Source organism: Fibrisoma limi BUZ 3 (assembly GCF_000296815.2).
In the GTDB taxonomy this organism is placed as follows: Bacteria; Bacteroidota; Bacteroidia; order Cytophagales; family Spirosomataceae; genus Fibrisoma; species Fibrisoma limi.
Genome location: NZ_CAIT01000006.1, coordinates 522,429 through 542,521, shown reverse-complemented (window position 1 = coordinate 542,521; position 20,093 = coordinate 522,429). Strand labels below are relative to the sequence as shown.

General features: G+C 53.2%; 16 protein-coding genes. 9 read left to right on the top strand and 7 right to left on the bottom strand.

Annotated features, from left to right (window positions below):
• Window positions 1-45 precede the first annotated feature (45 nt).
• From BN8_RS10155 to BN8_RS10135, 5 genes are all read right to left on the bottom strand, one after another.
• The gene (locus BN8_RS10155) at window positions 46-1,182 is read right to left on the bottom strand and encodes an acetamidase/formamidase family protein (RefSeq protein WP_009281766.1); all 1,137 of its coding nucleotides are present in this window, start codon (window positions 1,180-1,182) and stop codon (window positions 46-48) included.
• Between the two features lie 91 nt (window positions 1,183-1,273).
• Window positions 1,274-3,043 carry a glycosyltransferase family 39 protein gene (locus tag BN8_RS10150; protein ID WP_009281765.1) on the bottom strand — a complete coding sequence of 590 codons (1,770 nt, stop codon included), beginning with the start codon at window positions 3,041-3,043 and terminating at the stop codon, window positions 1,274-1,276.
• Window positions 3,044-3,128: 85 nt separating this feature from the next.
• Window positions 3,129-3,857 carry a class I SAM-dependent methyltransferase gene (locus BN8_RS10145; RefSeq protein ID WP_009281764.1) on the bottom strand — a complete coding sequence of 243 codons (729 nt, stop codon included), beginning with the start codon at window positions 3,855-3,857 and terminating at the stop codon, window positions 3,129-3,131.
• A gap of 409 nt (window positions 3,858-4,266) precedes the next feature.
• Window positions 4,267-4,572 carry a hypothetical protein gene (locus BN8_RS10140; protein WP_009281763.1) on the bottom strand — a complete coding sequence of 102 codons (306 nt, stop codon included), beginning with the start codon at window positions 4,570-4,572 and terminating at the stop codon, window positions 4,267-4,269.
• Window positions 4,573-4,603: 31 nt separating this feature from the next.
• A complete protein-coding gene (locus tag BN8_RS10135) occupies window positions 4,604-5,038 on the bottom strand; it encodes a hypothetical protein (protein ID WP_009281762.1) in 435 nt (144 codons plus the stop codon).
• Window positions 5,039-5,857: 819 nt separating this feature from the next.
• Here BN8_RS10135 and BN8_RS10130 point away from each other — a divergent pair.
• The 4 genes from BN8_RS10130 to BN8_RS10115 all read left to right on the top strand — a co-directional run bounded on the left by BN8_RS10130 (window position 5,858) and on the right by BN8_RS10115 (window position 11,826).
• Window positions 5,858-7,309, top strand: coding sequence for a vanadium-dependent haloperoxidase (locus tag BN8_RS10130; protein ID WP_009281761.1), 1,452 nt, complete (start codon window positions 5,858-5,860; stop codon window positions 7,307-7,309).
• A gap of 257 nt (window positions 7,310-7,566) precedes the next feature.
• Window positions 7,567-10,131 (top strand): TonB-dependent receptor, encoded by a 2,565-nt coding sequence (locus BN8_RS10125; protein ID WP_040005703.1) that lies wholly within the window; start codon window positions 7,567-7,569, stop codon window positions 10,129-10,131.
• A 101-nt stretch (window positions 10,132-10,232) separates the two neighbouring features.
• On the top strand, window positions 10,233-10,949 hold the full coding sequence (locus BN8_RS10120; RefSeq protein WP_009281759.1) for a hypothetical protein: 717 nt from the start codon (window positions 10,233-10,235) through the stop codon (window positions 10,947-10,949).
• A gap of 232 nt (window positions 10,950-11,181) precedes the next feature.
• Window positions 11,182-11,826: a response regulator gene (locus BN8_RS10115; RefSeq protein WP_009281758.1), complete on the top strand. Its 645-nt coding sequence runs from the start codon at window positions 11,182-11,184 to the stop codon at window positions 11,824-11,826.
• On the opposite strand, the gene BN8_RS10110 is transcribed toward BN8_RS10115, so the two are convergent.
• Window positions 11,803-13,749 carry a tetratricopeptide repeat-containing sensor histidine kinase gene (locus tag BN8_RS10110; protein ID WP_040005702.1) on the bottom strand — a complete coding sequence of 649 codons (1,947 nt, stop codon included), beginning with the start codon at window positions 13,747-13,749 and terminating at the stop codon, window positions 11,803-11,805. The two genes, BN8_RS10115 and BN8_RS10110, sit on opposite strands and share 24 nt — an antisense overlap.
• A gap of 172 nt (window positions 13,750-13,921) precedes the next feature.
• Between BN8_RS10110 and BN8_RS10105 the strand changes: the two genes are divergently transcribed.
• From BN8_RS10105 to BN8_RS10090, 5 genes are all read left to right on the top strand, one after another.
• On the top strand, window positions 13,922-14,386 hold the full coding sequence (locus tag BN8_RS10105) for an energy transducer TonB (RefSeq protein WP_144051640.1): 465 nt from the start codon (window positions 13,922-13,924) through the stop codon (window positions 14,384-14,386).
• Window positions 14,387-14,481: 95 nt separating this feature from the next.
• On the top strand, window positions 14,482-14,631 hold the full coding sequence (locus tag BN8_RS33235) for a hypothetical protein (protein WP_009281755.1): 150 nt from the start codon (window positions 14,482-14,484) through the stop codon (window positions 14,629-14,631).
• A 240-nt stretch (window positions 14,632-14,871) separates the two neighbouring features.
• The gene (locus BN8_RS10100) at window positions 14,872-15,684 is read left to right on the top strand and encodes a class I SAM-dependent methyltransferase (RefSeq protein ID WP_009281753.1); all 813 of its coding nucleotides are present in this window, start codon (window positions 14,872-14,874) and stop codon (window positions 15,682-15,684) included.
• 164 nt (window positions 15,685-15,848) lie between these two features.
• The gene (locus BN8_RS10095) at window positions 15,849-16,466 is read left to right on the top strand and encodes a DUF3455 domain-containing protein (protein ID WP_009281752.1); all 618 of its coding nucleotides are present in this window, start codon (window positions 15,849-15,851) and stop codon (window positions 16,464-16,466) included.
• A 40-nt stretch (window positions 16,467-16,506) separates the two neighbouring features.
• Window positions 16,507-17,817 carry a vanadium-dependent haloperoxidase gene (locus tag BN8_RS10090; RefSeq protein WP_009281751.1) on the top strand — a complete coding sequence of 437 codons (1,311 nt, stop codon included), beginning with the start codon at window positions 16,507-16,509 and terminating at the stop codon, window positions 17,815-17,817.
• Window positions 17,818-17,953: 136 nt separating this feature from the next.
• Here the strand turns inward: BN8_RS10090 and BN8_RS10085 are convergent, their stop codons facing one another.
• Entirely contained in the window at window positions 17,954-19,810 is a 1,857-nt protein-coding gene (locus BN8_RS10085) for an outer membrane protein assembly factor BamB family protein (RefSeq protein ID WP_009281750.1), read from the bottom strand.
• Window positions 19,811-20,093: the final 283 nt, after the last annotated feature.

Sequence of the window (20,093 nt, the reverse complement as noted above, 5' to 3'; positions counted from 1 at the left end):
GCACCGTAGCCAGTGAGGATACAGGCCACGGTGCCATGATGCTTGCTACGTCCAGTAGCTAAACTTTCGTTTCGTAAAGATTGATTTTGGAATCATGGCATGAACGCCCAGGGTCTGATCCACAACCTGGCTTACTTCAAAATCCACGCCCGTACTGGCAATCGACAGGGCTTCGTTGAATGTATAGCCGAGTTCGTCTTTCATGAACGTAACGGCTTCCATGAGCGCGTTTTTCATGGCTCTGTTGAGGTCCTTGTCCAGCCCAACCGCAATGAAATGCGTGGGTGTTTCAGCTCTGGGCATTTGCAATTTCCTGCCTTTGTGGACAATGAACCTGGCGGTAAGCGTTAGCGCGGTTTCAATCGCTACGCCACTCACTTCGCCGTTGCCCTGCGCCCCGTGGCCATCACCCGTCGTGAATAAACCGCCCGGCACCGACACGGGTAAGTACAACGTAGCGCCTTTGGTCAGGTGCTTGATGTCGAGGTTGCCTCCGAAAAACGCGGGCGGAATCGAGCTGACCCGACCCGTTTCGGCCGGGGGCGATAAGGCCATCACACCCATAAACGGCTTCAGCGGTATTTCGACGCCTTCTTTCAGCAGCGCTACGTTGCGTTTGGTGTCGTAGCGGTACACAAACGTTTCGCGCGTTGTGACGGCGTCGGGAATTCCACCCCCGCCCGGCCAGACGCTGTTGACGCCAAAATTGGCGGGGAAGGTCAAGTCCAGAATTCGTATCTCCAGGGTATCGCCCGGCTGTGCTCCCTCGATGTACACCGGCCCGGTCAGCATATGTCCCCGAATACCCGATGGCTCAGGCTTCACCTTTTTCATGATGGCAATCACCTCCTGCGCATGGGCATCGATGGGCAGGTTATTCTTCTGGTAGAACTCTTCGGGATTCGTTCGACTTACACCCGACGGGTTGACAGTCTGGATCTCGACTACGTCGCCATCTTTCACAGTATAGACGGGCGGCACGTCGGCTCCGAAGTAGCCCCACACCATGTGCTCGGGCAGCGACCGTATTACGTGATCGGGCTTACGGCGAGTTGGTACAGATGCCGATTCAATCGGCGGGGTAACTAAATCAGGGGCACCAGTCGCCAGGTGACCGACCGACAAAGCCGCCAGGCTCTGCCGGGTCGATCGCCGTAAAAAGGTACGTCGGGATGTTCTCATGAGGTTGGTTGTATCGTTTTGTGCAGGAAGTGGTGTCTAATATAATCATCAGACAGCGAATCCGAACACGCCACCACGTAAACCTCAGCCGTTAATATCGATGTGTCTTTCCGTCCAGGTCAAATAAGGTAATTTTCTCCCCGGTTCGCCCTTTCACCAGAATAATCCGGTCGGCCTGGGTCGTGTCCATTCGCTGGAGGTAAGCAGCGTCTTTCGGCAAATACAGATTAGTCAACTGAGCATCCTGAATTGAATAGGGCCAGTACGTTTTTTCAACCTCATCGCGAAACGACAACCGTACGGATGGATAAAGTACCGTATCGCCCGGCGCGTACTGCTCCTTAATTTTCTGGGCAACCAGGTAGTGCGGGTTTGGGCCACGGGGTCGACCGAAATACGTGTACTTCGGGGCACTGTCGTCGTAGATCCGATTCAGCAACTGCGCTACTAATACCCCTTGCAGGATTGTTACGGCCACCAGCACCACCCGGAAAGCCATGGGTAGTTTAGCCATTCGCTGCAAAATCAACGCCACCAACAATGCCGTGTATGGAAACGAAAACCCGGAGTACCGCTGCGTAATGCCGTAGGTATGCCCATTCCGAAACGACATGAGCAGCAGAAACAGGGTCGGCACCACGGCCAGCAGGGTAACCAGAACCAGAAATGGCCGTTGCTCGCGGGTGGTATCGTCCCGAAGCGCCCAGTACAGCAGATAGGCGAACGAAGGCAGGGCCGCTACCACCACGTACTGCGGTTTCATGACCGTGTAGAATGGCAGTCCAATGAGCAGCAACGCCAGGTACACCGGCACTACCCAGGTGGGTACGTCGGCCCGTCGGACGTAGCGGCTCAACAGCCAGCCAGCACCCAATCCGAAGACTAACGCCAGCAGCAGGTTCCGAACGCCCAGGGTATCGATTTGCCCCAGGCCATTGGACAGAATAAACAGATCGGCCCAGATCGGCAGCGACCGCTCCGTAACCGTCCGGATCGTAGCGGGCAGAATAATGCCGAAGCCGTTGTTGTAGGGATTGGTCAGGGCCGCCTGCCGATACACCTGCGCCTGATAGGCCAGCGTCTGGAACGTGTACTTCCCAGCCCCGAAGATAAACCACAACGACACCACCGCCACGCCGATCAGCGCTACGGCCGAAAACGAGACCCACAGCCGGGGCTTCCGGACGTAGAGCAGCATGTAGATACCGTGGCACAGAAACACCGTAATGGTCAGGTAATGCGACAGTAGCGACAACACAAACGTAAGGCCATACGCCACGAATAGCCCTCCGGTTTTCTGCTGATTCCGGGCTCGTTCCAGCAACAGCAGAAACAGGTGCGTAGCCAGCAGGGTCAGAAAAAAACTAAAGGAGTAGTTTCGGGCCATGTGGCTGTAGGCAATGAAAAACGGCTCCACGGCCGCAATCAGGGCGCTCAGCAAGGCCAGGGATTCAGAGCGAAAATGTCGACGAACAAAGATGTACACCAGTCCAACCAGAAGCGTGCTGAAGAGCACGGAGGGGAACCGGGCCGAAAAGTCGCTCAGACCGAATACCTTCATCCAACCCCACAGCACCGCATAATAGGCCGGACTGTTGCCGATGTCGCCCCGGATGTTGGCTTCAATAAAATCGTGAATGGTTTTCGGGGACCAGAACTCGGCGGGCGTGAAATACGTCTTGCCGGGCATAAAAAACACATCGTGCTGGTTAGATCCCTCCATGACGATTCCCTGCGAAATCACCATCGTGTATTTTTCGTCCAGGTAGATGCCGTACGTACCAGATCTATAAAGGCGCAGCCCGAAGGCCAGCAGTATAATCAGGGTGAGCCAGAGAGTTCTTTTCTTACTAAACTGCATAGACTAAAAAAACGGATCGGTGGGGTATGGTGAGCAGGGCCGACCGGAGCCTGGAGAGTAATTCGCTCCAGTCGGCCCCTCCTAATCATCGGGTTGTTCGGGAACAGTTGATAATAAACTGGGCAGAAAAAACGTGTTTCAGCACCGGAATTTTTTCCAGAAAGGGCTGCATTGCGTATATCACCTTAGCCGGCCCGGTCGGGAAGAAAAAGGGCACGTAGCCGACGTATTCCCAATGATTGACCTGTCCGCCGGCCTGTCGAATCCACCGTTTCAACTGCCATTCAAAAAACGACTGCTCTTCGTGTTCAATGTGGTACGTCGACGTACGTTCGATGATTTTCAGGATGGGATTGTTGCCGTTCGGCTCCATAATGATCAGCTCGTCGGCCAGTTTAAAGGCGTTCATCAGCGCTTTCTGAGGGTCCGACAGGTGGTGCAGCACCCCCCGGATAACCCCTACGTCGTATTTCTGATTGGGCGTAGGCAGGTGGTCGTCGAGCAGATTGATCGTGCTGAATTGAACCGAGGGGTATTTTTTGGCCGCAATCTGCACGGCAGCCGCAGCCGCATCAAAGCCATGTACCGTCAGGTGGGGAAAATTCTGCTTGATGTTGGCGGTGTACATACCGTCACCGCAACCAATATCAACGAGGGTTTTGTGGGTTGGTCTGATAAAGCGGAAAATCTCGTCTGTGATTCGCTTGTTGGCCACATGCGAGGAAAACTGAGCGTTGGTGGTGTACAGAAATCCACCGTTCTCATGCACATTTTGATTGAATACGTCAACGTTTTTCTTTACTGCAGATTGCATAGGCGAGTTTGTTTGGTTACTGATGAATGAGTAAACCAGGGGAGCAGGTCATAAACAGACCAATAGCAACCAGCCCGAAACAGGCTAGAAAAGCTTAGAATTAATGAAATAGGATACTCCCCCGGCAAATGGTAGGCCGCGTGAACGAATTGACTAAGGGCTTAGTCAACGGATAGTCGTCAGGGGGGAGTAAGTTGTAGCATATGAATTTAATTTCCTGACAAAGATTAAAAGCGGATTAAATAGAAGCAAGTTTCAGGCGATAAATGGGTGAATTCTAATCGGTTTCTAATGAACCGCGCTATTGTCCGTAGCAGGTTACCAAGCCCCTTTCTGGAAAGGCATAACAAAAACCCCCGGCATAGCTACGCCGGGGGTTTACTAAACTACTTACTTTACCTAACCTGTATTATTTCTTTTTGGGTGTAGCCGTTGCCGCTGGTTTCGCGGCTGGAGTCTGCTGAGCCACGGCTCCTGACTTCGGCTTGTAGATGGCTCCGGTGGCAAAATCAACCGGAATACTGATCAGCGGGAACAGCAGAATATCAGCAATCAGAGCCCCGACCCGTACTTCCCGGCGTGCTTCGCCCGCAGCCGGTTTCCGTTTCTGTTCGGCCGTAACGCGCCCGCCGAACACCGTAGCGCATGACGACAATGAACCCGACATGGTAAGCGCGGCTAAAGCCAGCAATGTGTATTTCTTGAGTGATTTCATCGTAGTTTTCAAAAAGAGGAAGGTTCTGAATTTATTTTTTCGCCGTAAGCGTAAAAGCCTTATTAGCCGAATCGCGGCCGTTGATGCTGATCGCGTTGCCCTTGCCCCGCGCGAATGTCTGCCCGTCTACCTGGTACAGAATTTCATCGCCGGTTTCGCTAACCTCCACGTCATCGAACGTATCGTCCAGGAACGGGTTACCGTTTTTCAGGCTGATGGCAAACACCATGCGTACGGTCGTCGCGGTTTGCCGACTGACGGTGATGGTACCTTTGAGGTTGGTTTCGTCGGCGGGCAGCGTCTGGCCGTTTGCCGATAATTCAGCGTACTTGTAAGTACCCGCAACCCGGTCCGCCAAATCGGCCGGAGCAACAGGGTCAACGTTTTCTTTTTTGCAGGCGGTGAACAGGGTGGTGCTCAGCAGGAGAGCGAACCAGACAAAGCGAAGGCGTAGTGTTGTTTTCATGAGTAGTTGTTGTTTAAGGATCGTTTACGTCTGTCAAACAGACCGAAACTGGTCGTTTTGACGCAACAAAGTTGGGAAGGGACGCAGCCGCTGCGAAGCGTGGACTGTACCAACCATCATCTCCGTGGTCTGAAGCGTTGTTTCTGCCGGATGAGTTGCAATCCGGCGCATTATTTCGTTGGCTTCCGTTACCCCTTGTTTCCAATCGCCCGTCCCTTACCGACTATTTGGTTGAGCTGCCTGCAGCAGGTAATCGGACCACATACCCATCCCGTGAGGCTATCGGGCTGGCTTTTCCGTATTTACCCTTTTATAAATACGGGAAAATTACGCTGTATCAACCTTCAACAACTTATTTACTTTACCCACAAATAATTGTATTTCAGAAGCTTATAGGAGGTACAATTAATAAAATCACCAGTAATTTCTAAACTCAGGAAGAATCGCAGAATTGCCTCCCACCTGCTCCGGTACGAAGCTGCCGATGTAGCCTACAACCGCCCCCACCCCTATCACCGCTCCAATGGTGAAGAAAACCGCTACCGGATTACTGGCGGAGACGGCAAAAGTTATCCCTCATACATTGCTGCTTTTACCAAAGGATTTAAACATGACGATAATGGTTTTTTAGTAAAGCCTGAAAGCGATGCCTATCCCTGTTTCATTCGCGCTTGCGACGTTGGTGATCTTGAATCGATTGAGGGACTGGCTCTGAACGAACGGGTAAAACCCGCTGACGCAACCCCAGATAACCCTGTTAATGACTGGCAATCAAAAATTGCCCTCGATGCCGACGCAAAAGTACGCGGATGGGAGAGCATGGGAGCGGGTCTGACCTATGACCTGGAAGGTCCCGATGCTCAGGCCGTTACGATTCCACCCGCCCCCATGCTGGATAGTGAAGAACTCATTGCCGAAATGGCTGAGCTGTATTGGATGGCGCTCTGCCGCGATATTCCATTTACAGAATTTGAGAACAACAACAGTAAAATCAACCAGGCCGTAGCTGATCTCAACAGCTTGAACTGGTTTAAAAACAAGAGTTTTTACGGACTGCAACCCTACCAAGCGCTACGGAAACGCGGGTACTTTGCTCAGGACGAATTTGAAGCCTATTCACCAAAAACAATTTTCCGGGGCAACGTGAAGGGCGATGATATCGGCTTTTATATCTCGCAGTTCCTGTATGTCGGTAATAAATCACTAGGGAGCAGCAACGTATCCTTTGGGGCTGATCAGGGCCTGATTTCGTATGGGTCCACCACCATTGATCAGCGCGTTCGTACTGCTAAGTCAGGACTCGATTACATGACCACCTGGGAACAGTGGCTTGACGTGCAGAACGGTGCGAACCTTCGCGAATTGGAGAAATACGAAAACGTCGATAACGACAATAACATCAATCGCGAAAATGGCTACCGGTTCATCTGGACACCCCGCGATTTGTGCACCTGGGTACACTACGATGCCCTGCACCAGGCTTATTTCAATGCCTGTCTGATTCTGCTTGGAATCAACGCGCCCGTTGACCCAGGATTGCCCTTCCGGCGACCCGACAGCGTGGATAAGCAATCCGGCTTTGCTCAGTTTGGAGGCCCGCACATTCTCAACCTGGTGTCAGAAGTAGCTACGCGTGCCCTCAAGGCGGTTCGTTATCAGAAATACAACATTCACCGTCGGGCTCGACCCGAAGTAGTAGCGGGCTGGCTCCATCGCTATGCCAGTGGCAACAAAGACCATCTCGACATCATGAAGAATCCCACTACAATTCTTCAGGGTCTGGGTCTTTGGCCGGAACTGCAAGCGTATAATCAATCGCAGAATCAGCGAGCCGACCGGAGTAGTGATTCGTCGGCTTCGTCGCCGTCTTATCTACTGCCTATGCCGTTTGCCGAAGGATCGCCCATGCACCCTTCCTACGGTTCTGGTCATGCTACGGTAGCCGGGGCCTGTGTCACCATTCTCAAAGCTTTCTTCGATGAGGGCTTCGAGCTGCCCTTTGCTTACAAGCCGACGCAACAAGGCCGTAAACTGGAGGTAGATACGACGAACAAAGGGAAACTGACTGTCGAGAATGAGCTGAACAAGCTGGCGGCCAACATTGCGTTTGGGCGCGACTGGTCGGGGGTTCACTACTGGTCGGATCAGATCGAATCGCTGCGGCTGGGTGAGCAGGTTGCCCTCGGTATCCTGGAAGAGCAAAAACTCCAGTACGGCGAAAACTTCTCCATGAACGTACCCCTCTTCGACGGTACGAGCGTACGTATCTAACGCCTGTTTTTCAGTAAAAAAGAGCGACACCGGGTTTGTTAGGATCCGGTGTCGCTCTTTTTTATCCAATGCAAACCCATTGGGATGCGGCTGGGCCGTCTCAGGCTCGCGGAGGATTACAACTAACCTGGTAGAGCAAGTGGTCACCGTTCGTCGGGCCTAAACTGACGTTTATCCGACTGTTTACCCCCTTTGTCCGCTTTCAGTTTCAGGCGTCAGGACTTGGATACACCTTTGTCATGTCTAAGCTCTATTTCATGAAGACGAACGTTTTACTCCTCACTCTATTAGTACTCCTCACCAGTCTGCAACTGCCCGTCAGGGCTCAGTTCCCTGTGATGGGCGGCACTACTCAATCAAAAGCCTTACCTGGTACCGCTGGTGACCAGAGTCCGAAAGGCAGTGGCAAGATTACCGGCAGTATCCTCGATTCGACGCAATCGAAGGCGGTTGAATTTGCCAGTGTTGCGCTCATCAACAAGGCGACCGGCAAAGCCGTAGACGGGACGGTGGCTGATGAGAAAGGTAAATTTGCGTTGACCAAACTGATCGACGGCCAGTACACTATCCTGGTCAGCTTCGTTGGGTATCGCAACAAAACCATCGAAAACGTAACCCTCGCCAATGGTCAGACCCTTGATCTCGGGGTTATCAAATTAAGCCCCAATGTTAAGACCCTCGAAGAGGTAACCGTTACGGGACAGGCAGCCCTGATCGAAGAAAAAGTCGACCGGCTGGTGTACAACGCCGACAAGGACATTGCCGCGAAAGGTGGAGACGCCACCGACATTTTGCGTAAAGTGCCCCTGCTCACGGTTGATCTGGACGGCAACGTCAGCCTACGCGGCAGCAGCAACATCCGGGTGCTGATCAACAACAAGCCGTCGACCATCGTGGCCAGCAGCGTAGCCGATGCGCTGAAGCAAATCCCGGCCGATCAGATCAAGACCGTGGAGGTCATCACCAGCCCATCGGCCAAGTACGACGCCGAAGGGTCGGGGGGTATCATCAACATCATCACCAAAAAGAACAGCCTTCAAGGCCTCAACCTTAACATCGATTCGGGTGTTGGTAACCGCGGGTCGCAACTGTCGCTGAACGGTAACTACCGGAAAGGCAAGGCCGGCTTCAACCTGGGTGGTTTCGGCCGGGCCATGTACAATACCATCACCCGGACGCAGCTCGACCAGACCAGCGAGATCAATGACGTTACGACGCTCACGCGCCAGACCGGCGACGGCCACAGCTCGGGATTGTTCGGGCAGTATAACCTGGGCTTCGACTACGACCTGGCCAAGAACCAGTCCCTGACGGCGGGTGTGCGGTATGGCGTACGGAACTTCAACAGCCAGCAGGATCTGATAACTCAACTGTTCACCGACGGTACGGCCGGCTCATCCAGCAAACGAAACGTGGACGCTAAGAACCTGTCAGGCACCCTCGACATGAACGTAGATTACCTGCACACGTTCAAACCCCAGCAGGAATGGAGCATCTCTACCCTGTATAGCCGCAACGACCTGACCAATAATTTCGATGCGGACCTGCTGAACAGTTCAGACGTACTGACGGGACGCCAACGGAACATCAACAAGAACCTGAACCAGGAGTTCACGCTGCAAACCGATTACCAGACACCGATCAAGAAAAACCAGTTGATCGAGTTCGGCGGTAAGGCCATCTTCCGGCAGGTAAACAGCGAATACCGTTACCTGATCGCCGGTCCGTCGGGCAATTTCACGACGGAGAACAACGGTACGCTAGGCGAACTGCTCTACCACCAGAACATTGCGGCCGGTTACACGTCCTATACGTACACCACCAAGCAGCGGTACACGTTCAAAGGCGGTCTGCGCTACGAGCACACGTTCATCGACGCCAGTACCCGCGAGAGCGGTACGCTCGGAGTGGCCGACTACGGGGTGCTGGTACCCAGCCTGAATGCGTCCAAAACCATCAAGGGGACAACCATCAAACTGGGCTTTAACCGACGTATTCAGCGGCCCGGCCTGCAGCAGTTGAACCCTAACTTCAACGCGGCCAACCCGCAGGTTATCACGCAGGGTAACCCCTCGCTCCGTCCGGAATTAACGAACAACATGGAGCTGGGCCTGAGCAAAACCATCAAGAAAACGTTCATCAATGCGACGTTCTTCGGCCGGGTGACCAACAACGCCATCACGCAGGTGAGCCAGCCGTCTGACTCACTGCCCGGCGCCATCGTCACGACGTACCAGAACATTGGTCGGCAACATGCGTACGGAGCCAATATTTTCTCGAACGTAGCGGTGACGTCGAAGATCAACATCGGCCTGTTCCTGAACGCCTTCTACACCAGCCTGACCGGCCAGGCCATGAACGCAGATGGAGTATCTACCGCCCTGACAAACACCGGGGTCAACGTAAGCGGAGGTACGTTTGCATCCGCCCAGTTTAAAAACGGCTGGGGCGCTCAGGCGTTCGGTTTTATGTCGGGATCGCAGGTGCAGCTCCAGGGTCGGCAGGGTGGCTTTGGTTTCTACACCATCGGGGTTAAGAAAGACTTCAGCAACAAGAAGGGCAGCGTGGGGATTGCCGCCGAAAACTTCCTCAGCAACCGCTTCAACATCCATACAGTGCTGAATTCGCCCCTGTTCCGTCAGGTTAACGATGTGTATCTTTACAACCGGGGTGTACGCCTAACGTTCACCTACAAGATCGGTAAGATGTCGATGGACGCGCCCCGGCGCAAAGCCAAGTCGGTGAACAACGACGACGTGAAGAGCGACGGAAATGGACAGACGCAGGGCGGCACACCAGGTGGTGGTCAATCGCGTCAGTAAACTTAAATTTTGCAGATGCTTTCCGCTTCGCCACCCAACCCTTTACTTTACCGACTAAACGCCACTTTACGAATAACCCTAAACAGTATCTCTAACAAGCAATGAAGACCAACAAACTCCTTTTTAGCACGGCAACGGCTCTATTTCTTTCCCTCGGCGCGTACGCCCAGACAGTCGACGAAATCGTGGACAAACACGTTGCAGCCCTGGGTGGTTTAGACAAAATAAATGGCGTCAAAACCCTGACGATTGAACGGTCGCTGTCCGTACAGGGCATGGAAATTCCGAACAAAACCGTCATGGTGGTCGGTAAATCCATGCGCAGCGAGTCGACCGTAATGGGGAACTCCATGATTCAGGTGGTAGACGGATCGACCGGCTGGATGATTCGTCCGGCCATGATGGGCGGCACCGGCGACCCCGAAGATCTGCCCGCTGATCAGTTGAAGCAGCAGGCCGGCCAGCTCGATCCGTTCGGGGGCCTGGTCGATTACAAAAACAAGGGCAACAAAGTGGAGCTAGTGGGCAAAGAGAAAGTTGATGGCAAAGACGCCTATCACCTCAAAGTGACTACCAAAGACAACCAGGTAACTGACCAGTTTCTGGATGCCAATACGTACCTGCTCAGCAAGATCAAGGTGTCGATGAACGGCCAACCGGGTGAAATTTCGTTTTCGGATTACAAGGATACGGACGGCATCAAATTTGCCAAGACGATGGAGATGGCCTCTCCGCAGGGTCAGCTTACGTTTACCACTGAAAAGGTCACCGTCAACGGACCGGTTGACGAGGCAATCTTCAAAAAGCCGACTAAATAATGTGTAGTTTGCTTTTGCCTACTGGTTTACTATCAGACAGCCCCTTCGTCGCGTCGACGAAGGGGCTTTTATTTGTATCAATAGCAAGTAGCTGTCTTACTTAATGTCAATCAGTATTCAGCCCAGGGGCTACCAAGGTAACATCTGATTGAGTGTTGCCATTCACTCAAAACTTACTTGAACTTTCGGAAAATTACCCGACTCTTGTTCTGGATTTAGCCCTACTACATCCATGAATACGATGTATAACATAGCCCTTTTAGATGATCATCAGGTAGTGCTGGAAAGCTTTTCCAATCTGCTGGCAACGTCCGACCGCTTCCGGGTAGTAGGCATGGCCAACAACCGACAATCGCTTGAGGGTATTCTGGAGCAGAATCTGTCCGATGGGTCAGCGGTTGATGTGCTGATCACTGATCTCATCATGCCGACGCTGAACGGGGCCGATCTGATTGGTCCCCTGAAAGCTCAGTATCCGAATCTGGCCGTTTTAGTTCTGTCCGGCTCCGACGACTCGGTATTGGTTCGGAGGGTCATGCAGGCCGGGGCTAACGGGTACGTCACCAAAACGGCCGATAAAGCCGAACTTTTCGACGCGATTCTGGCCGTTGCCGCCGGTCGCCGATACATGGACAGCCGAGTTTTGGCGATGGATGAGCCAGCCACCGCTGCCTTTGCTGACCATATGCTGACCGAACGCGAATCCCAGATCGCCAGCCTGATCCTGAACGAATTGTCCAGCAACCAGATTGCCGAGAAACTCTTTATTTCGTTTAATACGGTCGAGACGCACCGTAAACGAATCTATCAGAAACTTGGCGTGACCACCTCACTCGGCTTAATGAAGGCGTCATTAAGCCGGAAGCTTTTCAAGTAATACTGGCAGAAAGATACTGGCTTTTGTTCCGTTGGTTTCGCCCGGCTCCAGCCAGAACTGGGCTCCAATCGCTTCCGCACGCTCCCGAATATTGTAGAGCCCCATCCCATCTTCCATCGCATCCTGAACCCCGATGCCATCATCTTCAATCTGTACAGATAAGCCGGTATCGTCCCATATCAGCTTTATCCGGGCCTCTTTTGCCTGGGCATGCCGAAGAATATTCGAACAGAGTTCCAGGCAGATCACATACAGGTTGAATTTAACTTCGGGGCTTAGAGGACGTTCATCGACGTGTTCATGACCCAGCGAGAACACTGTTTTTCCTACCAGATTCAATTTCCTGACCAGACTCTCGAGCGACGTCTGTAAATCCTGTTGAAGTAATTGTTGCGGAATGAGGTTGTGCGACAGCTCGCGAACCTGCGTTACGGCGTCGTTGAGTAAATTGAGACTATTCTCGTACAACTTCCGGTTGTGAGGAGATAGAATGTCAGCGTCGATGGCCTGAAACGTCATTTTCGTGGCGCCAAGCAAGCTGCTCACCCGGTCGTGGAGTTCGGTGGCCACCCGTTTGCGCTCAATTGTCTGGCCTTTAATCAAAGCCATTTCTATCTCGCGGTTTTTGGTCCTTAAGGCTATGTTGGTTCGCCGGAGCCTCAGGCTATAATACAACAACAGCAATCCCAGCGAACTGATAATGGCCAGTCCACTAATCAACAGATTCCGTACGTTTTCCTGCGCCGACATGCCAAGTCGTAACTGATCGATCTTCAGTTGCTTGATGGTCGCCTGCTGAATCGCCTGAGCTTTTTCGAGTCGTTCGCGGTCGAACTTCGCCTTACTCCGTAAACTTTCGGTCTGATTAATGACCTGCTGCTCTTCCCACTTTTTAGCGTCATAGAGCCGCTGATACGTTAACGCCCGTTTCCAGTCATGCTGGTGCTCATATGCTTTGGTCAGTACAGAATAGGCTGTGAGCATGGGGGCATTAACCTTTTGATTCTGAGCCAATGCCCTCTTTGCGGTAGTAATTGCCTTATCATATTGGTGTAAACCAAGGTACGAAACGGCCAGATCAGCCAGTGCGTCGGCCTGCGGCATGGTCGCGTTTAATTGCTCCCAATACGCAATAGATTGCCTGAGATACGGAATCGCCTGCATAAATTTTCGCTGGAGATTGTACACCAGCCCAAGGTCGTTGGTCAGATACGCTTTGTTGGAGATTGTTATGTTGCGCTGTTTGTTCAGCAGGTTCCAGGCGAGCAGGTAGTGCGTTTCGGCCTTCGTTAATTGCTGCTGGCCTTTGTAGGCGTAACCCAGGGCCCGATGCAGATCAGACAAATGCACCGGATCAATTTTTTTGTCTCTGTTAAACCAGGCAATGCTTTGCTGAAAATACGACACGGCATCACCGTACTCGCCAATCGCCAGACTGATGTGACCAAGATTCCGATAAATCCGCCAGAAATACAGATCGAACACGTCAGGCTCCGTTTCGATGAGTGACAGTATGCGGTTGTTAAGGGTAATTGCCCGCGGGTAATCGGTCCTGACATCCCGGTAGTATCGTTCGATCAGCAGCAGCCCTTTGATCTGATATTTACTATTCTTTTTACGCTCAGCCAGGTGAAGCAGTTGATTCGCGACATAGAGCGCGCTGTCGCGGTGAGTCATTCCACTGTAGTGTACATACGCCATGAAGTGCAGGTACTCCATACGGGCCGTGTCGACGGTTGCAGAAGGACGAAATCGGTCGAGACCACGCAACCTCGCACGGGTAGCCTGCAACAAGCTATCCACGTACGTCCGATCCATACTTCGGTCGAAATTAAAAGGTGGTGTATCGTAGCCTTGGGCCTGTAACCAGCCGGGCAGGAACAGCCAGCCGACCAACAGCACTACTTTTTGAAACGGTTTCATGGTACTCTGTGAACGGTCATCTTTCCCCTGTTGGCACGTATCGACACCCATTTACCCCGAAAATCACTGAATTCAGGGACAGGAAAATCACGGAGTTCGGTGATTTTTCCGACAGCGGCAAGTGAGAATTTTGCATCGGTAATCAACTGATACACAATTTAAAACTAACACATTGAAACGGATCTTTTTAACCACCGCTTATTTAACGGTGATGAGCACACTGGCTTTTGCTCAGGCACCCGATTCGTCGCCGGTCGACAACAGTACGTCTCCGCTGACGGCCTTCAACACGCACGTACCGGCGTCGTCGATCCAACCATCCGACGAATACGCTTCATTGACCAATCTGCCCAGTTTTCCCGGCGGTCGGAAGGCGCTGGAAACCTTTCTGAACAGCCTTGACCTCTATCCGGCTCAAGCGCTGGAAACCCAACACAAAGGGACGGTAGTTGTGCAGTTTCGGGTACTGCCCAACGGTCAACTGACCAGGATTCGGGTAGTGCAGTCGTGTGGAGAACTTTTAGACAAGGCGGCTCTTCGGGCTATGGCTCTGATGCCTCACTGGTATCCAGCTCACCTGAAGGGCGTGCCGGTTCCTTTTTCGGTTAAGCTCCCCATTACGTTCCGCATCAACTAATTCCACGCACCCCGCTTGTATCGTATCTATCGACCGTAGGTGATCCGCCGTATGACGGACTGCTGCAATGATGGATCAGCGCAATTGTTGAATAAATGAAAACGCTTCTACTCTCTCTGCCGGCCACGCTATGTGCCGCAGTCTTGTTCCGGTATACCACGTTTGATTTCCTCGACCTCATCGGCGACCAGTTTGACATCTCCTGGGCCGAAATCCTGGACGACTTGACGAGTTCATTCCAATAGACCTCTTAAAACAAGCTAATCAATATGGTAACTAAACCAGCAACTGACCTGGCTAACGAAGCCGGGCAGCAAAGCCCATTGATCACCCATTCGAACGTTTGCCGATTCATCTCCTGAACAGCAGCACAAGTATGGGCCATTCAAGGCTGTTATGGGGTCGAGAAAGCATCCCTGACGACTCCGTACATTCGAAAAATCAGTATCGTGAATGTCAATGTTGAATTCTTTAAAACAACAAAAATGAACGCAAATCAAGCATTATGGGAAAAAGGCGACTTTACGCGCCTGGCTGAAACGATGCGGCAAAGCGGTACCGCTTTGATCGCTCAACTTGGTATCACAAAAAGACTGAATGTCCTTGATCTTGGCTGCGGAGACGGCACTACCGCCATTCCAGCCGCCAAAGCTGGTGCCCAGGTTTTAGGCGTCGATATCGCCCAGAATCTGGTGGACGCCGGGAACAAACGGGCCCAAAGCGAAGGACTGACCAATTGCACATTTCAGCAAGGAGACGCCACCGATTTGAGTGCGTTAAACGACCAAACGTTTGACCTGGTCGTCAGCATCTTCGGGGCCATGTTCGCTCCCAAACCAGTGGAGGTAGCCAAGGAAATGGTGCGGGTCACTCGTCCGGGCGGCCGGATTGTGATGGGTAATTGGATTCCGGGTGACCCTACTTTAGTCGCCCAGATCCTGCGCATCAGTTCAGCCTACACTCCGCCCCCACCGGAAGGCTTTATCAGCCCAATGCTGTGGGGTGTGGAGAGCCACGTGATCGAACGGTTCGGCCAGGCCGGCGTCCCCCAGGAGAATATCTCCTTCGAACGCGCTACGTACACGTTCCAGGCGCCATTCCCGCCGGCTGATTTTCTGGCGCGTTTCAAAAATTACTACGGCCCCACCATGAACGCGTTTGAAGCCGCCGAAAAGAACGGGAAAGCCCAGAAATTGCAGCGCGAGTTAGAGGACTTGTTCGCCAGTCAGAATCAAAGCACGGACGCGAATGCAACCCGCATTCCAGCTACCTACCTACGGGTGACCGTGCTACGCTAACTGTCGTAGAGAAGCTATTCTGTCGTTGACAGCAACGGAGTAGCTTCTCTTAGCATCTTGATGTGCCAGCCGGGATAGCCTTCCGGTTAACCGGCCCCACACTGGCGTCAGGCAAGCCTCCCGACGCCCGCAACCTTTCTCTTCAATCTTGACACAGTACAAAAATGACTATTTACCAGTACCAGTCACTCAAGCGTTTCTTCAGCATCGGTATGATACTGGCAGCCTTGATGGTCGCCTGCACGGATCATCCGGAACCCGATACCTCGTTACCTTCTCACCACATCGCGGCTAGCGAACAACTGACCATTCCGGCTCAGGTAGCACTTCCGTCGAATGTGCCCAGTGGGACCAGTCGAGTAGCAACGTATTATGCCAGGGGCGTGCAGAAATACAAGGCCCGGGAAAAAGCAGACAGTAATCCGGTTACGTATGAATGGGTATTTGTGGCACCCGAAGCCGATCTGTACGATGCCACAAACGCCAACGTGGGAACGCATTTTGCGGGCCCGTCCTGGCAGTTAACTGGTTCAAACGCGCTAATTGTGGGACAACCTTATTCCCCGCCCAAAACCGCAAGCCAAGACCCGAATAGTATCGACTGGCTATTGCTGATGCCTAAATCAGGGATAACACCTACCGGTATTTTTCAGGATGTAGATTATATCCAGCGCATTGCCACCAGGGGCGGGAAAGCACCCGCCACCCCGCCGGCCTCAGCAACTGCAACCGTTGATGTTCCCTACACGACAGTATATCGATTTTCTAAAATGAATCCCTGATACCAAGTACTTCCATTTTATTCTACAATCAATCAACATCATGAACTTCTCCGTCATGCATTCCATGCGTGTGTTGGCTTGTGCCCTATTGGTTATATCCTGCCAGGATCACCAGACACCGCAGCCTCCCGATACCGTTGCTTATTCTTCCGATGTCGTCACCTCGTGGTTGACCATGCAGCTCAGGCTTACCCAAACCACACCGGCATCGCCCGTTGTTACAACACGACGGTTTGCTTACACGGGTATTGCGCTCTACGAAGCCATCGTGCCGGGCTTGTCGGGCTATCAGTCCATTGCTCCGCAACTGAACGGGCTACCGCCTTTGCCTACTGTGGTCACGGGTGAACGCTATTATCTGCCCGCCTGTGCCAACGCAGCGTTAGCCGCCATGAGCCGTAATTTTTACCCGACAACCTCGGCCGCGAACAAGGCTGCCATCGATTCCCTGGAGGCCGCGAATACCGTGCTATATCAGAAAGACCGGTCAGTTGACGAACTGGCTCGTTCGGCAGCTTTTGGCAAACAGATAGCCGCTGCCATCTTCGAGTGGTCAAAAACGGATGGCAACGATGTCAACACGCCCTATACGCCACCGGTTGGCGCAGGACTGTGGGTGCCGACGCCCCCGGCCCTGGCTGCGGCCGCCCTACCCCATTGGGGCAAGATGCGTCCTATTGTCAGTGGCAGCGACACGGGTGCGGATCAGGGAGCGCCGACTGTCTATTCGACAGACCCGGCTTCGGCCTACTATGCACAGGCTAAAGAAGTGTATGATATGTCGCAGAACCTGACGGCTGAGCAGAAGGCGATTGCGTTGTTCTGGGCAGATAACCCCGATGGCAAAAGCTACGGGGGTGGTCACTGGCACTCAATTCTAAACCAGATACTACTAAGTCGAAAGCCCGCATTGGATGTAGCAACCGTGGCGTTTACCCAGTTAGGTATTGCCATGTCGGAAGCCAGCATTAGTATCTTCAAATCGAAGTATCTCTACAATTGCCTGCGACCTATCACCTACATTCGAACGGTAATGAACAAGCCGGACTGGAACGCATTTATTCCTACTCCGAACCACCCGGAATACCCATCAGGCCATTCCATTCTGTCTTCTTCTGCCGCCTACACACTGGGGTTGTTTTTTGGGACTACTTACAAATTCACTGACAATTCCTACAATGCATTAGGCTTCAGTCCTCGTTCGTATACCTCCTTCGAGGAAGCAGCAATTGAAGCTGGCAACTCGCGGGTGTACGGGGGCATTCATTACCGGAAAACCTGTGATGTAAGCAAGAATCAAGGAAAGGTAGTTGCGCAGAACGTAGCGCAGAAACTGAAGTTCAACCGGTAGACGTTCGTGCACTCCATGGAACTGTTCAAGTCGCTTTCATCAAAGCTAAAAAACAGTTCCCCAGATTTACAAGAACGACTTACCTTTAGAAGACTCCTGTGGACTGTATCTTCATAGTTTACAGGAGCCTTCTCCCCTACTTTTCGATCTCGAACGCCAGCAGTACGTTGCCTGGTTTTTCGCCAAACATGCCGTAGCCGGAGTTGACAAACAGCATTCCATCGGCCACCACCGGCGACGGTCCGTCAATCGCTCCCCCTTTACCGGGAACACCATTCACCGTTTCGTAGTCTTTCATGGTGTTGTAATCCCAAAGAATTGTGCCGTCCGCTGTTGAGTACGCCCGGATGTGGCCATCCAATCCGCCCGCAAATACGACGCCCGGCATAACGACCGGAGCCGCCGAATTGGCCTCAATGCACCCGGCCTTCCCTTCGCAGTCCGGCGCAGCCGCTTTCCAGACGACCTTTCCCGTACTGGCTTCCAGCGCGTACAGGCCGGGGCTGGGTTTTATCAGCGAGTCGACTTTCGGGTCCATGGCGTATTTGTTGTCAGCATTAGCCGCGTACACCCGTTTGCCGTCGGTAGCCATTCCCCAGTGAATGCCGCCCAGCGCACTGCCTTTGCCGATACGTGTTTTCCAGATAAGCGTCCCGTTGTCGGGCGACAGGCCGTACACAAACCCGGATTTCTGCCCGACCGCCAGCATTTCGCTTCCGTCCGGCTGTTTAACCAGAATCGGAGCCATGCCGAAATCATGATCGGGTCCTGCTTTTTCGGGGCAGTTCGGGCTGTAGGGGCAGGACATGTTCCAGGTATCATCTTTCGTGGCCTGAAACGACCAGACCAGCTTACCTGTTTTGAGGTCCAGCGCCTGAATGGCATCGCTGCTGGTTGTAGCAGGAGCGGTGTAGTTCTCGCCGGTTCCGTAGTACAGCAACCCGCGTTTCGTATCGATCGTAGGGCTGCTCCACACGATGGCCCCCGACGGGCCGTAGAACGGTTTGCCGTCTTTGCGTTTTCCAACTTCCCTGGCCTCCTCCTGAATGACCCGGTGCCGCCAGACGATCTTGCCGGTCTGCGCATCCAGCACCACGATTTCGCCCGATGATGAGCAGCACGGATAGGCCGGGTCCAGCACCGATGCGACTTCAATGGACGTGATCGGTACGTACACCCGGTTGTTATAAACAGCCACCGAACCCGTTACACCCGACTGCGGATGCTGGCCGGACTTGTTCTCCCAGAGTAGTTTACCGGTCCGAACGTCGAGCGCGTATACGTTGGTGCTGTTGTCGGCGAAGTAAGTGTGCAGGGTGTTGCCCTGCTCCACCACGGAGATCGCCCCCCGGATGGCCGCTTTAGCCGCGAACTGCCAGCCGATTTTACCGGTCGTTTTGTTAAGACAATACACATCGCCGAACTGTGTGCCCAGGATGAGCCAGTCGCCCACGATGGCGGGTTTGCTACGTACCTGATTCGCTTCCGGGATGGCAAACGCCCATTTCAGTTTGAGCTTACCGACCGTGGCGGCCGATATACCCGCCTGCTCTGCCGACCGGAAGCCCGTGCCTTCCAGATTGCCACCCCAACCCGAATGATGCACCAGGCCCTTACCCGACGGCAGGCTGAACGGCGTATAGGCTTCCTGGGGCAGCGCCGTTTCGGTTACGACCTTACCCGTCAGGTAGCGCACGATGGCCTTCTTCTGATCGGTGGTCAGGTCTTTGGCCTGCTCCCGCATCTTGCCCGTTTCGAGTGCCGCCAGGATGGCCCGGGGCGGCATTTGAGCCAGAACCAGATAGCCCGGTGCTTTTACACCCGCATCGGCCTTATGGCAGTTGTCGCAGGTCGCCTTGTATAACTCCTGTCCCGACCAGATGGACGCTTGCTGCCCGAAGCTGATGGTCATTGAACCGGCAGCCAGGGAGAGCATCAATGCATACTGGCGAGGCCGGGATGATCGAGCTGAGGGAAGGACCAGTTTTATCATGGAGAAGAAGTTTGGTTAGAGGAACTACGGAGGTGCCAGCGTACGGCTCCGCACGCTATCCATACACGGAATAAAGGTAAGTAGCCCGGCAAGCAAACCCGCTGGTTTTATGACGAATGCCCGATCAGTAGGAGCGAATTACGACTAATGGCCGATAAACGAAGGGTCGAAACGCCTTGAATGCCTAGGCAGGGTAACAGAACACAATCCCCGCCGAGCCGGTGTGAATCGTTCAGGCGGGGATTACTGTTATTGGTTTGACCGTGAATTGTGGCTATTTCCG